General features: G+C 53.0%; 13 protein-coding genes. 3 read left to right on the plus strand and 10 right to left on the minus strand.

Going from position 1 to position 13,001, the window contains the following annotated elements; all coding sequences use genetic code 11:
• Nucleotides 1-137 precede the first annotated feature (137 nt).
• Nucleotides 138-1,109 carry a L,D-transpeptidase LdtC gene (ldtC, locus tag Y71_RS16065; RefSeq protein ID WP_035943348.1) on the plus strand — a complete coding sequence of 324 codons (972 nt, stop codon included), beginning with the start codon at nt 138-140 and terminating at the stop codon, nt 1,107-1,109.
• Nucleotides 1,110-1,188: 79 nt separating this feature from the next.
• Here the strand turns inward: ldtC and bhsA are convergent, their stop codons facing one another.
• Nucleotides 1,189-1,446: a multiple stress resistance protein BhsA gene (bhsA, locus tag Y71_RS16070; RefSeq protein WP_007374518.1), complete on the minus strand. Its 258-nt coding sequence runs from the start codon at nt 1,444-1,446 to the stop codon at nt 1,189-1,191.
• 243 nt (nt 1,447-1,689) lie between these two features.
• Here bhsA and Y71_RS16075 point away from each other — a divergent pair, with 243 nt between their 5' ends.
• Nucleotides 1,690-2,325 (plus strand): TetR/AcrR family transcriptional regulator, encoded by a 636-nt coding sequence (locus tag Y71_RS16075; protein ID WP_007374517.1) that lies wholly within the window; start codon nt 1,690-1,692, stop codon nt 2,323-2,325.
• 519 nt (nt 2,326-2,844) lie between these two features.
• Here Y71_RS16075 and Y71_RS16080 read toward each other — a convergent pair.
• The 8 genes from Y71_RS16080 to hinT form a co-directional block, all read right to left on the minus strand.
• Nucleotides 2,845-3,384 carry a glycine zipper 2TM domain-containing protein gene (locus Y71_RS16080; protein ID WP_007374515.1) on the minus strand — a complete coding sequence of 180 codons (540 nt, stop codon included), beginning with the start codon at nt 3,382-3,384 and terminating at the stop codon, nt 2,845-2,847.
• A 195-nt stretch (nt 3,385-3,579) separates the two neighbouring features.
• Nucleotides 3,580-4,884 (minus strand): NAD(P)/FAD-dependent oxidoreductase, encoded by a 1,305-nt coding sequence (locus Y71_RS16085; RefSeq protein WP_035943338.1) that lies wholly within the window; start codon nt 4,882-4,884, stop codon nt 3,580-3,582.
• Between the two features lie 255 nt (nt 4,885-5,139).
• Nucleotides 5,140-5,682 carry an alpha/beta hydrolase YcfP gene (ycfP, locus tag Y71_RS16090; RefSeq protein WP_007374513.1) on the minus strand — a complete coding sequence of 181 codons (543 nt, stop codon included), beginning with the start codon at nt 5,680-5,682 and terminating at the stop codon, nt 5,140-5,142.
• A gap of 36 nt (nt 5,683-5,718) precedes the next feature.
• Nucleotides 5,719-6,744 carry a beta-N-acetylhexosaminidase gene (nagZ, locus tag Y71_RS16095; protein ID WP_035943335.1) on the minus strand — a complete coding sequence of 342 codons (1,026 nt, stop codon included), beginning with the start codon at nt 6,742-6,744 and terminating at the stop codon, nt 5,719-5,721.
• 11 nt (nt 6,745-6,755) lie between these two features.
• Entirely contained in the window at nt 6,756-7,571 is an 816-nt protein-coding gene (gene thiK / locus Y71_RS16100; protein WP_035943332.1) for a thiamine kinase, read from the minus strand.
• On the minus strand, nt 7,552-8,205 hold the full coding sequence (gene lpoB, locus Y71_RS16105) for a penicillin-binding protein activator LpoB (RefSeq protein WP_007374510.1): 654 nt from the start codon (nt 8,203-8,205) through the stop codon (nt 7,552-7,554). The genes thiK and lpoB overlap by 20 nt, the downstream gene beginning before the upstream one ends.
• Nucleotides 8,206-8,215: 10 nt before the next feature.
• Nucleotides 8,216-8,590 carry a YcfL family putative periplasmic lipoprotein gene (locus Y71_RS16110; RefSeq protein WP_007374509.1) on the minus strand — a complete coding sequence of 125 codons (375 nt, stop codon included), beginning with the start codon at nt 8,588-8,590 and terminating at the stop codon, nt 8,216-8,218.
• A gap of 1 nt (nt 8,591) precedes the next feature.
• Complete coding sequence (hinT, locus tag Y71_RS16115) at nt 8,592-8,951, minus strand: purine nucleoside phosphoramidase (protein ID WP_007374508.1); 360 nt, start codon at nt 8,949-8,951, stop codon at nt 8,592-8,594.
• A 340-nt stretch (nt 8,952-9,291) separates the two neighbouring features.
• On the opposite strand from hinT, the gene fhuE reads away from it, so the two are divergent.
• Nucleotides 9,292-11,508, plus strand: coding sequence for a ferric-rhodotorulic acid/ferric-coprogen receptor FhuE (gene fhuE, locus Y71_RS16120; RefSeq protein ID WP_007374506.1), 2,217 nt, complete (start codon nt 9,292-9,294; stop codon nt 11,506-11,508).
• 57 nt (nt 11,509-11,565) lie between these two features.
• Here the strand turns inward: fhuE and ptsG are convergent, their stop codons facing one another.
• Complete coding sequence (gene ptsG, locus Y71_RS16125) at nt 11,566-12,999, minus strand: PTS glucose transporter subunit IIBC (RefSeq protein ID WP_007374505.1); 1,434 nt, start codon at nt 12,997-12,999, stop codon at nt 11,566-11,568.
• Nucleotides 13,000-13,001 lie beyond the last annotated feature (2 nt).

Here is a 13,001-nt window from a genome sequence, read left to right on the forward strand (position 1 = left end):
CCGGGCCGCCTGGCCCGGCCCGTTATTTTTCGCAATATTTACAAATATTTTGCAATAGCCAGGGTTTCCCGACACCCTGACCAATCATAATCCCATAACAAAGTTGTATATAAATAACCTCATGATTTAAATGGATTATGGTAATGAGAAGAATTACACGTTTTACCTGCTGGATCACCCTCCTCACCGTTGCGACCATCACCACCCTCACCTTGCCTGCTCGGGCAAATACCTGGCCATTACCAGCTGAGGGTAGCCGTCTGGTAGGCGAAAACCGCTATCATGTGGTGCAAAATGATGGCGGTTCACTGGAAGCGATCGCCAAAAAATATAATGTTGGTTTTCTTGCTCTGTTGCAGGCAAACCCGGGCATCGACCCTTATGTGCCGCGTGCTGGCAGCGTGCTGACGATCCCGCTGCAAACCCTGCTGCCGGATGTTCCACGCAAAGGTATTGTCATTAACCTCGCGGAACTGCGTCTCTATTACTACCCAGCGGGAAAAAACGAAGTGACGGTTTATCCGATCGGCATTGGTCAGTTAGGTGGCGATACCCTGACGCCAACAATGGTCACCACAGTTTCCGATAAACGTGCAAACCCCACATGGACGCCAACTGCCAACATCCGCGCGCGTTATAAGGCTCAGGGGATTGATCTGCCTGCGGTGATGCCAGCCGGGCCAGATAACCCGATGGGGCATCATGCGATCCGTCTTGCCGCGTTTGGCGGGGTTTACCTGCTGCACGGCACTAATGCTGATTTCGGTATCGGCATGCGCGTCAGCTCTGGCTGTATTCGCCTGCGCGATGCCGATATTTCCAGTCTGTTTGCCAACGTGACGCCAGGAACGCCGGTGAACATCATTAATGCGCCAATAAAAGCATCAGTTGAGCCGGACGGTAGACGGCTGGTTGAAGTACATCAACCGCTGTCGAAATCGATTGATGACGATCCGAAAACGCAGCCCATCGTGCTGAATGCCACGATGCAGGCCTTCAAAGACGATGCCCGTAGCGACGCCAGCATAATGAACCACGCAATAGAAATCCGCTCTGGTATGCCGGTTGATGTTACTCGTCATAGTGAGAGCGTCTTGCAGGCTCTGTAGAAAGTGAGCGAAAAGAAAAGGCCCGGCGATATACACCGGGCCTTTTTTATTGCAGTGGCACAGGGAGGAGAGGTTGGGGTTATTTGTAAAGCACCGCGGTACCGTGCAGGTTGTCAGAACCAGTCACTGAAGTGATGCGGAAAGATTTCGCGCCCATTTCATCGGCTTTTTGCGCCAGTTTGGCTTCAACGGAAGAGATATCGGAACCCGCACTGACACCAATGGCCGCAACTTCCTGCTGGCCTGTCGGCGCAGACTGAACTTCAACGGCAGCAAAGCTGGCAAAAGAGAGCGTACTGAGTGCAGCAGCGGCAAAAAGCGCAGTGATGTTTTTCATGATTTTTTCCTGAATGAAGATAAAAGATGTCGTTAACTATTAAGTTAACGATCGATAGGTAAATGATAAGTGTGATCTTCATCACTGGTCAACATATTTTTGTAATGAATGTTAATTAAAGTATTAATTGCTTAACTTTCATAATTATATGTTTTATTAATATGTGCTATTTTGCTGCTGGTCATTGGCGAAGATTATTTTTATAATGGTCGTTCAACAAACCAACAAAGGTTAAGCGGCAATATGACCAGTGAAGTCACCAGTTGCACCAAAAAATGCCGTGGCCGACCGAAAGTGTTCGACAGGGAAGCGGCGCTCGACAAAGCCATGACGCTGTTTTGGCAGCATGGCTACGAAGCCACATCATTATCCGATCTCGTGGAAGCCACCGGGGCGAAAGCACCGACGCTGTACGCTGAGTTCACCAATAAAGAGGGATTGTTCCGCGCGGTGCTCGATCGCTATATTGCGCGGTTCGCCCGACAGCACGAAGCCCAGTTGCTCTGTGAGGACAAACCAGTAGAAACCGCGCTGCTGGATTATTTCACCGCCGTGGCAAAGTGCTTCACCAGCACCGATACACCAGCCGGTTGTTTTATGATCAACACCTCGGCGACGCTGGCAGCTTCTTCGCAGGCCATCGCGCAAACGATCAAATCGCGGCATGCGCAGCAGGAAGATACCCTGCTCCAGTTCCTCTCTCAGCGCCAGCAGCGCGGTGAGATCCCGGCGGAGGCAGATCCTCAGGCGCTGGCTGAATTCCTTGGGTGTGTTTTGCAGGGGATGTCGATCAGTGCACGTGAAGGTGCCAGCGTTGAGAAGCTGCTACAGATCACGCGCACGACCCTGAGACTGTGGCCAAATTTGATCAAGGCATAAAAAAAATGAGACGGGAAACCGTCTCTTTTTTTATCTCTGTGATGGAGATATCACATTTCAATAATAGGTGAAAACTATCAGCTAAATCCCCCGCTTTGCTATTATTAATTGTGATTATTGCCGTGCTAATCATTCAGCAGAATGATACAAATAATAAGCGTCATGATGACACATTCACTGGCCTTCCTTTGCTCTCATTTTTACGCGCTGTAATGCATGACTTGTCGAGGATAAAGGGTACTTCACTGACTGATCACAAGCAGAAGGAAAATGGAGATGATTTTGCTATTACCATTCATTAAAGTGCTAATAGTAATTACATTGTTATTTGGTCTGTGGGTTATGTTAGGCGGTTCCGTATTATTTGCTTTTATATCTGTTCTCATCACCGGGCTACTACTGGTACGCCAACACGATTTCATTTGATCTGATTAAGCCTTGCAGCAATGCAGGGCTTTTCAATGAAAAAAAGCTCCCCAGCCTGAGCGATGGGGAGCTAACATGCAGAGTACTACTATTTTACGCGTTGTTATTCAGTATCAGCTGACCATTTTTATCCAGCGGAATCTGTGTTCCCGGATCTTTATCCATGCGAATTTTTCCCTGCTGGTCGCCGATTTTATAAGTGACGTCGTAGCCGAGCATTTTTTCCGATTTATCATATACCGTGCTGCAACGCTTCTGGGTGGTGGTGTAGGTGTCACGCTCCTGCATACCGCCCTGGATCTGGTTACCAGCATACCCGCCGCCTAACGCACCGACGACTGTTGCGACATCTCGTCCTTTGCCGCCGCCGAACTGGTGACCGAGCACCCCACCAGCCACTGCGCCAAGTACCGAACCGGTAATACGATTTTCGTCCTGCACCGGGCGGCGATGCGTCATAGTGACATTACGGCACTCCTGACGCGGCGTTTTTACTGTTTCCTTGATTGGCGTGGCTGAAACGACCTGCGCATACTGAGGGCCGCGATCGAAGACATTCAGGCTGGCCACTGCGGCAACGCCCAGTGCAGCGGCCACGCCAATACCGATACCCGCTAACATTGATTTATTCACAGGATTCTCTCCCTGGTTGGCTATTGGTAACAATTTTGCAACTTCAGCAATAGTAAAGCCAATCGGAAAGCACGCAAAAATAGGGATACAGATGGGGTAAAAGATGATATTCAGAGTTTTCCGACCACCATACGCGTGCAAGGCAGCGGGATATGCTGCTTCCCGGCCAACAACCGGGAGAGCAGCGAAACCGGATCAGTGTAATTTCAGACGTGGGCGGATCACGCGGTTAATACTGCCGACCAGCATCATCAGACCGGTTTTGAAATAGCCGTGCAGCGCGATCTGGTGCATACGGTACAGCGAAATATAAACAAAACGCGCAATACGACCTTCAATCATCATTGAACCACGCATCAGGTTACCCATCAGACTGCCCACGGTGGAGAAGTTCGACAGGGAAACCAGTGAACCGTGATCCTTATAAACATAAGATTTCAGCGGCTTATCTTTGATCTGCGCCAGAATGTTATGCAATGCAAGGGTAGCCATCTGATGAGCAGCCTGCGCGCGCGGCGGCACAAATCCGCCTTCCGGACGGGCGCAAGAAGCACAGTCGCCAATGGCGTAAATGTCCGCATCGCGCGTTGTTTGCAGCGTCGGCTCTACGACCAGCTGATTGATGCGGTTGCTTTCCAGGCCACCAATCTCTTTCATAAAATCCGGTGCCTTGATCCCTGCTGCCCATACCATCAGATCGGCCTTGATGTATTCGCCCTCTTTGGTATGCAGACCACCTTCGTCGGCGCTGGTGACCATCGTCTGGGTCAAAACGCGTACGCCCATTTTGGTCAGTTCATTGTGTGCGGCGCCGGAGATGCGCGGCGGCAACGCTGGCAGAATGCGCTCACCCGCTTCCACCAGTGTGACGTTCAGCGCCTCATTCGTCAGCCCTTTATAACCGTAGCTATGAAGCTGTTTCACCGCATTGTGCAACTCTGCGGAGAGTTCAACGCCGGTCGCGCCGCCACCGACAATCGCAATATTAACTTTGCCGTTAGCGCCAAGGTTGGCCGAATATTTCAGGAACAGGTTGAGCATTTCCTGATGGAAGCGACGCGCCTGATGCGGGTTATCGAGGAAAATGCAGTGCTCTTTCACGCCCGGCGTGTTGAAGTCGTTCGAGGTACTGCCCAGCGCCATCACTAACGTGTCATAGGCCAGTTTGCGTTCCGGCACCAGCAGATCGCCCTTCTCATCACGCAATTCCGCCAGGGTGATGGTTTTGCTTTCGCGGTTAATATCCACCACAGAGCCCAGTTGGAACTGGAAATGATGATTGCGTGCGTGCGCCAGGTAGCTCAGCGCATCAACACCTTCATCCAGCGAACCGGTTGCCACTTCGTGCAGCAGGGGTTTCCATAAATGGCTGTGGTTACGATCGACCAGCGTAATTTTGGCTTTTTTACCGCGTCCCAGCTTTTTACCTAACTGTGTTGCCAGTTCCAGACCGCCAGCGCCACCACCTACGATCACAATCTTTCTCAACGGTGTTGTCAAAATGACCCCCTAAAATATTAACCAATTGTTAATTAAAAGTTATAAAAATAGCTCTTAATTAACAACAGGTTACGCACGCGCAACCTCACTTTGACGTCGAGAATATCACGAACGGTTCAATGGTCATACCAAAATTGATATGAATCAAGTTTTCATGCCTAAAAGTTGAGCAAGTGTAGTCACGCAGCGAAAAACTGCCCGTCAATAGAGGAGAAAAAGAGGAGCCCGGCAGACAAGAACCTGCCGGGGAGAGGATTAACCGAGGGTTTTAAAGGCTTTAATTCGCTGCAGGTGCGGCGAGATATTTTTAAACTTATGCGACTGTTCTTCGTCCCAGACAATCTCATAGTAATGATGCAACTCATCGGAAGAGCGCTGGCTGTCCAGTGCTTCATCTTTTCGCGACAGGATCACCAGGCAGCGATCGCGATTTTTCTCCCGAAAGTTAGCGACACACTTAGTGGCAATGTCCTCATACTCTTCCGGCCGGTCAATCTTCCCTTCCATGTTCTCATAGGGAAACAGGTTCGGATTGAACATCACCTGGCGGATGTCGCAGAGAAAACCAATGCGCTCTGCCCAGTAACCGCCAAGGCCGACGCCGCAAATCAGCGGGCGTTCATCCACGTTGAGTTGCAGCATCTTGTCGACTTCTTTCAACAGATGCTGCATATCATGTTTCGGATGCCGCGTGCTGTAGCTTATCAGGCGAACATCCGGATCGATAAACTGTAGCTGCAACACTTTTTCATGGTTGCCGGGACTGTTTGAGTCAAAACCGTGTAAATAGATAATCATTGTATCCTCACCACTTCGACATCACGTCCTCAGGGGTTAATGGGCGGCTTTCATCGCCTGCCAGCGCTCATGCAACTGCTCCAGTGCTGTACTGACCGCTTTCCAGCGCGCCGAACTCATCAACTCCTGACGAGAATATGAACCTTTATGATACAATTGTGTAACACGCTCTGCATTGATCGGCGACAGGTTATCTAACACACTGACTGCGCCTTTACGATTATTACAGACGAGGATCATATCGCAACCGGCATCCAGCGATGCCTGCCCGCGTTCTGCATAACTTCCCATGATTGCCGCGCCTTCCATCGACAAATCGTCAGAAAAAATCACGCCGTTAAAACCCAGCTCGCCGCGCAGAATGGTTTTCAACCACCACGGTGAACCGCTGGCCGGACGCGGATCGGCATCGGTATAAATCACATGCGCGGGCATAATGGCATCCAGTTTATTTTGCTCAATCAGCGAGCGGAATACCGACATATCTTTCGCGCGAATCTCCGCCAGCGGACGCGGATCGCGCGGTGTTTCTTTGTGTGAATCTGCGGTTACCGCGCCGTGCCCCGGGAAATGTTTACCGGTCGTTTTCATTCCCGCGCTGTGCATACCATCAATAAAGTGGCTCGCCATCACCAGCGCTTTAGCCGGATCTTCGTGGTAAGAACGTTCGCCGATGGCGGCGCTGATATGTCCAACATCCAGCACCGGGGCAAAGCTGATATCAATATCCATGGCGATCATTTCACTGGCCATCAACCAGCCGGCATCTTGCGCCAGCCGCCCGCCCTCTTCTAACCCGTGCAGAGCGGAAAAAGCCTGGGCAGCAGGCAAACGCGTGAAGCCTTCGCGAAAACGCTGCACCCGCCCTCCTTCCTGATCGACCGCCACCACCAGACGGTGATGCGAAGCCTGGCGGATCTGGCGCACCAGTTCCCGCAACTGCTGCGGATCGTGATAATTACGGGTAAAGAGAATCAGGCCGCCCACCAGCGGATGCGCCAGAATCTCGCGCTCTTCCGCATCCAGTTCATACCCTTCCACATCCAACATTACCGGACCCACACTGACCTCTCTTATTCTTTGTTCTGTAACCGCCGCCAGATTGCATCTGCCAGCGTAATAAATTGTTGTTCGCCCGTTTGCTGCCAGCGGCACTCAAACCAGCCCGCCATCAACATCCATACCCAGGGCCGCCAGCGTCGAACCTGGCGCACTAATATTACCGGATCGACCGCCGCCTGCTGAGCATACTGCGCAACCAACTGCAGACGCTGCACCTCATCCTCCGTCCATACCGAGGCGAGCTCGAGAGCAACATCACCATCGCCAGCATATTCCCAGTCGATAAGCCGCAAACCCACGGCGCTGTGCACCAGGTTTCCCGCATGGACATCCATATGCAGCGGCGCGAGCCGTAGCGGCTGCGGTTCGCCCTGTTTTCTTAACTGCTTTAACTGTCGCAACCAGAAGGGGGTGCGCCGCGTCGGCGCGCTCTGCTGCCAGTATCGCTCCAGCAGCGGCAACAACGTAATACGCCAGCCAAAAAGTGGCTGGTGGTGTAAATCGCGGAGTAATGCCGCCAGTACATCAGGCTGCGGTAAGGCCGTTTTGATCTCGCCGGGTATAAAGTCCACCGCCATCCAGGTACCAGTATAGAGTTGCGGGCGCGGCGCGAGGGTTGCGGGCAAGCGGCGGAGCAAACGGTACTGACGCAGAAATGGCGAGGAAGCGGCCTGGTGATGCTGGCGCAGCACCAGCGTGTGCTGGCCATCGCGAATAAGGCAACTCCCGCCGCTTAGCCCGCTATTCTGGCTGGCGACGGGAGTATACGTCGGAAAATAGCGTGACAACACAGTGTCACGCGTCTGTTTATTGTTGCTGAACCGCACCTTTACCCGACCAGATAATTTCGCCTGTCTGCACCAGCATCAGCTGCATTTGTAACGCGGGTGCGCTGGCGTTGCCGGTCGCATTGGAATAAAGCACATACTGCGCCCCAACGTTGCGGGCAATGCCAATGGCTTTACTGCGGGTACCCAGGCTGTCCTGCGGGGAGAGCCCCAATTGCTGTTTCGCCAGCGAAAGCTGCTGCGCGGTAATCAGCGTAAATTTGCCGTTATTGGCCAGCGCGTTGCGCACCACTTCGGTGGCTTCGCCGGTGTTGATCGAACCGTTGGTACGGTTGTTTACACTATCAACCAGCAAAACGCTGCCAGCGTTGGCACCACTGGCCTGCAACATTTTACCGACCATCGGCTGCACCGCACTGTTCCAGTCATAATGACGTTCGCGCGGCGCGGGCTGTCCGGTTTGATCCTGGTGTTCGATTGGGCCAGGCTGCTGTGGTAACGTCGGAACCGACGGTACTGTCGGAACTGGCTGCGTCGGTTGCGGTTGCGGCTGGGCAGGCTGCTGAGCGCCGCCGGCCTGTTCAACCGGCGCAGGCTGTTGATTACTGATACACCCTGCCAACAACACCGACAGTGTGGTCAGTAGCGCGAAGCGTCCAAATGTTTTAATCAAGTGTCACTCCTTAGAGATAGAGATAAAGTCTGACGCTGTGCGCACCCAGATAATTAGCGCTGCCATACAGCGTCACGCCGGAACGCGCCGGGATCGTGATGCTGCGCGGCGCTTCCAGCGGGTGCATTTCAAGACCTCTGGCGTCATACCAGAAAAAACGGTAGTGCACCGTCACAGGCTGCTGCCGCTCATTAAATAATCGGGAGGAGGCGGAAGGTTGAAGCTCCTGCGTGCCCATTTCCGGCGGCTCCGCGATAATGCCCGCCGCCAGAATACTGGACTCCATCACCAGCGTTTGATCGCTGGCGACCGGAATAGCCGGGCGCGAACTGCATCCCACCAGCCCCAGCGCCGCCAGCAGCAGCGCGACACGCCCGTTTATCATCTTACAGACCTTTATGAGCCAGCATTGGCCCCATTGCGCGCCCGCCCAGCAGGTGCATATGGATATGGTAAACCTCCTGACCACCATGACGATTACAGTTCATGATCAGACGGTATCCATCTTCGGCGATGCCTTCGTCGCTGGCGATTTTGGCCGCAACGGTCAGCATGCGTCCCAGCGTCTGCTCGTGCGCCTCGGTGACATCATTCAGCGTGGGGATGAGGATATTCGGCACAATAAGCACATGCGTCGGCGCTTGTGGAGAGATATCGCGAAAAGCGGTGACCAGTTCATCCTGGTAGACAATATCCGAGGGAATTTCCCGGCGGATGATTTTACTGAAAATGGTTTCTTCGGCCATGACGTTTTCCTTTTTCAGGCGCGGAGCCAACCCGCAGCCATCGTCAATTACGTGCCCTAGAGTATGATCGAGATTCTCTTGTTGTTTCAACCATAACGCTCTTTTTCTTTCGCCTTTACACCCTTCTCTGCCGCAGGAACCTTTCTCCTTTCAACACAGCGTGAATGAAATAGCATTTCAATTATGAATATTACATCTGTTTACATTTATGAAGTGAATGCGTATATTTCGCATTTGCATTTTCATGCGCAACTCTTATCAAACGCATTACAAAAACACATCCGGCGCGACAACGTATCGCCGCCGGGTTATCACGCTAACGCACTATTAAGGGTTTATTATGTCTTTCACTCAACACACCAGGGATGGCGCGTGTTCAAACGCTGCTGTGCCTTCGCTGCTGGCAGCGTGCATTGCTCTTGCGCTGACGCCATCTGCAGTATTTGCAGCAGAAACAACGGCCAACGCCGATGATACAGTTGTGGTCGACGGTGGCGGTGGGCTGAGCATCTCCGATAGCCAGGCGCAGGACTACAGCGTAAAAACCACTACCACCGGGACAAAATTACTGCTAGTGCCGCGTGATATTCCCCAGTCCGTCAGCGTTGTCAGCCAGCAACGTATGCAAGACCAACAGTTAACAACGATTGAGCAAGTGCTCGATAACACGATTGGCGTTAACGCTTCGCGCATTGACTCACACCGTACAAATTTCTTCGCCCGTGGTTTCTTCGTCAGCAACTTTGCCTATGAAGATATGCCGACATTTCTCGATAACCGATGGAATTTCGGGGATACCGCGGGTGATACGGCGATTTATGACAAAATCGAAGTCGTGCGCGGCGCAGCGGGTCTGATGAGCGGGACAGGGAATCCATCCGCGTATGTCAACATGGTGCGTAAACACGCCGACAGCAAAACGTTTAAAGGCTCGGCCGAGGCAACATATGGTAGCTGGGGTAAACAGCGTTATGTTCTGGATCTCCAGGCTCCCCTGACCGAATCCGGCAATGTGCGCGGCCGTGTTATTACCGGCTACCAGGACAACGACTCCTGGCTTGAACGCAACCACTACCGCAAAAAATTCATTACCGGCGTTGTTGATGCCGACCTCACCGATTCGACAACACTTTCTCTCGGGTATGATTACCAGGAGAGCGAAGAGGATAGCCCGACCTGGGGCGGCATTCCCTCGTTGTACAGCGACGGTAGCCGTACCCATTTCCGCCGTGGTTTCAACACGGCGGCGGACTGGGCTTACTCTAACGTCGATTCACGCAAGGTTTTCGCCAACCTGACACAGCGTTTTGATAATGGTTGGGAAGCCAAAGTCAACGCTATGCATGCCGAAACCAATTTCGACAGCAAACTGATGTATATCGATGGTTTCCCGGATAAAGCCACCGGCCTGTATGACGCCACGCAGTGGCAAGGTGCCTGGGGCGGCTGGAACCGGGGCGAGCGTAAGCAGGATTCCGTCGATGCCTTTGTTCGCGGCGGCTACGACCTGTTGGGTCGCCAGCATGAGGTGATGTTCGGTGGCAGCTACAGCCGTCAGCGTAACAACTACGACAACTCCTACCCGGTGAATGATAATTTCGGTCTGATGGATGTCGGAAATATCAACAATTACAACGGTAGTACGCTGGCCGATCCGAGCTGGTCCGACTGGGCGCTCTATCAGCGCGACGTTATTCGCCAGAAATCTGTCTACGCCGCGACCCGCATCTCGCTGGCCGATCCGCTGCATCTGATCCTCGGCGCCCGCTACACCGAGTGGAGCGCGAAGTACAACCTGGAGCGTAAACCGGACGAGATCCGTAACACCAAGTTTGATGATGTAACGCCGTATGCCGGCCTGATCTATGACATCAATGACACCTGGTCGGTCTACACCAGCTATACCTCTATTTTCGAACCGTCCAGCCAGCGCGACATTAATAGCGAGTTCCTTGAACCGACAACCGGTAAAAGCTACGAAGCCGGAGTAAAAGGCGACTGGTTTAACACACGTTTGACTGCCACGCTTGCGGTCTTCCGCACCGAGCAGGATCACGTTGCTGTTTCCACTGGTGAATATATTCCTGACTCAGGTGGCCAGACGGCCTATAAATCTGTGAATGGCACCGTCAGCAAGGGCGTGGAATTTGAACTGAACGGTGCGCTGACCGACAACCTGCAACTGACCTTCGGGGCAAGCCGCTTTATGGCGGAAGATGGTGATGGCGTTGCGGTGAACCCTGAACAGCCGCGTACCACGATGAAGCTGTTTACACGCTACCAGTTGCCGATGCTACCTGAGCTGGCAATCGGCGGCGGCGCGCGCTGGCAGAACAAAACCTGGCAGGATATTACCGGCCCGAACGGCGATACCCGCATTACCCAGAGCGGTTACACGGTGGTGGATCTCTTCGCGCGCTATCAGGCCACGAAGAACTTTGCCATCCAGGCGAACCTCAACAATGTGTTCGATAAAGAGTATTACGATTATCTGGGCACCTACGGTGTGTACGGTGCGCCGCGTAACTTCTCTGTCAGTGCAAATTACAGCTTCTGATAGCAGAGCAATAAAAAAGGGAGCCAGCAGGCTCCCTCAGTCTCCCCAGACTACGGCTTAGTTAGCGCGGATATAGTCATCCATTTCGGTTTTCAGGTTATCGGATTTCGTACCGAAAATTGCCTGAACGCCGGAACCAGCGACGACCACACCTGCAGCGCCCAGTTTCTTCAGGCCAGCCTGATCCACTTTCGCTACGTCAGCTACGCTGACACGCAGACGCGTGATGCACGCATCCAGGTTGGTGATGTTTTCTTTACCGCCAAACGCTGCAACCAGAGCCGGGGCCATCTCACTGCTTGCACCTGCTTTGGTGTCTTCGGTTGCGTCTTCACGGCCCGGCGTTTTCAGATCAAGCGCTTTGATCAGCACGCGGAACACGGTGTAGTAAACCACGGCATAGCAAGCACCGACGACCGGGAACAGCCACAGTTTGCTGCTGTTGCCACTCAGTACGATGAAGTCGATCAGACCGTGAGAGAACGACGTACCGTCACGCATACCCAGCAGGATACAGATCGGGAAGGCCAGACCTGCCAGAATAGCGTGGATAACGTACAGGATCGGCGCAACGAACATGAAGGAGAACTCGATCGGCTCGGTGATACCGGTCAGGAACGAGGTCAGCGCTGCGGAGATCATGATACCGCCCACTTTCGCGCGGTTTTCCGGTTTAGCAGAGTGCCAGATAGCGATAGCTGCAGCCGGCAGACCGTACATTTTGAACAGGAAGCCGCCAGACAGTTTGCCCGCTGTCGGGTCGCCTGCCATGTAACGCGGAATATCGCCGTGGAATACCTGGCCAGCAGCGTTGGTGAATTCACCAATCTGCATCTGGAAAGGTACGTTCCAAATGTGGTGCAGACCGAACGGTACCAGGCAGCGTTCAATGAAGCCGTAGATACCGAATGCAACAACCGGGTTCTGGTAAGCAGCCCATTGAGAGAATGTCTGGATCGCGGAACCAATCGGCGGCCAAATGAAGGAGAGGATCACACCGGTGATAATCGCTGCAAGGCCAGAAATAATCGGTACAAAGCGTTTACCCGCGAAGAAGCCCAGATACTCAGGCAGCTTGATACGGTAGAAGCGGTTAAACATGTATGCGGCAATCGCACCGGAGATGATCCCGCCGAGCACACCGGTATCCGCCAGGTGTTTTGCAGCGATCTCTTCAGCAGGTAAATGCAGAACCAGAGGTGCAACCACAGCCATGGTTTTCACCATGATGCCGTAGGCAACAACCGAAGCCAGAGCAGAAACGCCATCGTTATTGGTGAAGCCAAGCGCAACACCGATAGCGAAAATCAGCGGCATGTTGGCAAAAACGGAACCACCCGCTTCGGCCATAACATGAGATACCACTTCTGGCAGCCAGCTGAAGTTTGCAGAACCGACGCCCAGCAGGATACCTGCGATAGGCAGTACGGATACTGGCAGCATCAGCGATTTACCGACCTTCTGCAGGTTAGCAAATGCATTCTTAAACATAA

This window comes from Kosakonia radicincitans DSM 16656 (assembly GCF_000280495.2).
GTDB classification, from domain to species: domain Bacteria; phylum Pseudomonadota; class Gammaproteobacteria; order Enterobacterales; family Enterobacteriaceae; genus Kosakonia; species Kosakonia radicincitans.

What these genes read in the sequence shown, in the direction of transcription:
- ldtC (WP_035943348.1), top strand. Translation starts at nt 138, where the DNA reads ATGGTAATGAGAAGAATTACACGTTTTACCTGCTGGATCACCCTCCTC.
- bhsA (WP_007374518.1), bottom strand. Translation starts at nt 1,446, where the DNA reads ATGAAAAACATCACTGCGCTTTTTGCCGCTGCTGCACTCAGTACGCTC.
- Y71_RS16075 (WP_007374517.1), top strand. Translation starts at nt 1,690, where the DNA reads ATGACCAGTGAAGTCACCAGTTGCACCAAAAAATGCCGTGGCCGACCG.
- ycfP (WP_007374513.1), bottom strand. Translation starts at nt 5,682, where the DNA reads ATGATTATCTATTTACACGGTTTTGACTCAAACAGTCCCGGCAACCAT.
- Y71_RS16110 (WP_007374509.1), bottom strand. Translation starts at nt 8,590, where the DNA reads ATGATAAACGGGCGTGTCGCGCTGCTGCTGGCGGCGCTGGGGCTGGTG.
- hinT (WP_007374508.1), bottom strand. Translation starts at nt 8,951, where the DNA reads ATGGCCGAAGAAACCATTTTCAGTAAAATCATCCGCCGGGAAATTCCC.
- fhuE (WP_007374506.1), top strand. Translation starts at nt 9,292, where the DNA reads ATGTCTTTCACTCAACACACCAGGGATGGCGCGTGTTCAAACGCTGCT.
- ptsG (WP_007374505.1), bottom strand. Translation starts at nt 12,999, where the DNA reads ATGTTTAAGAATGCATTTGCTAACCTGCAGAAGGTCGGTAAATCGCTG.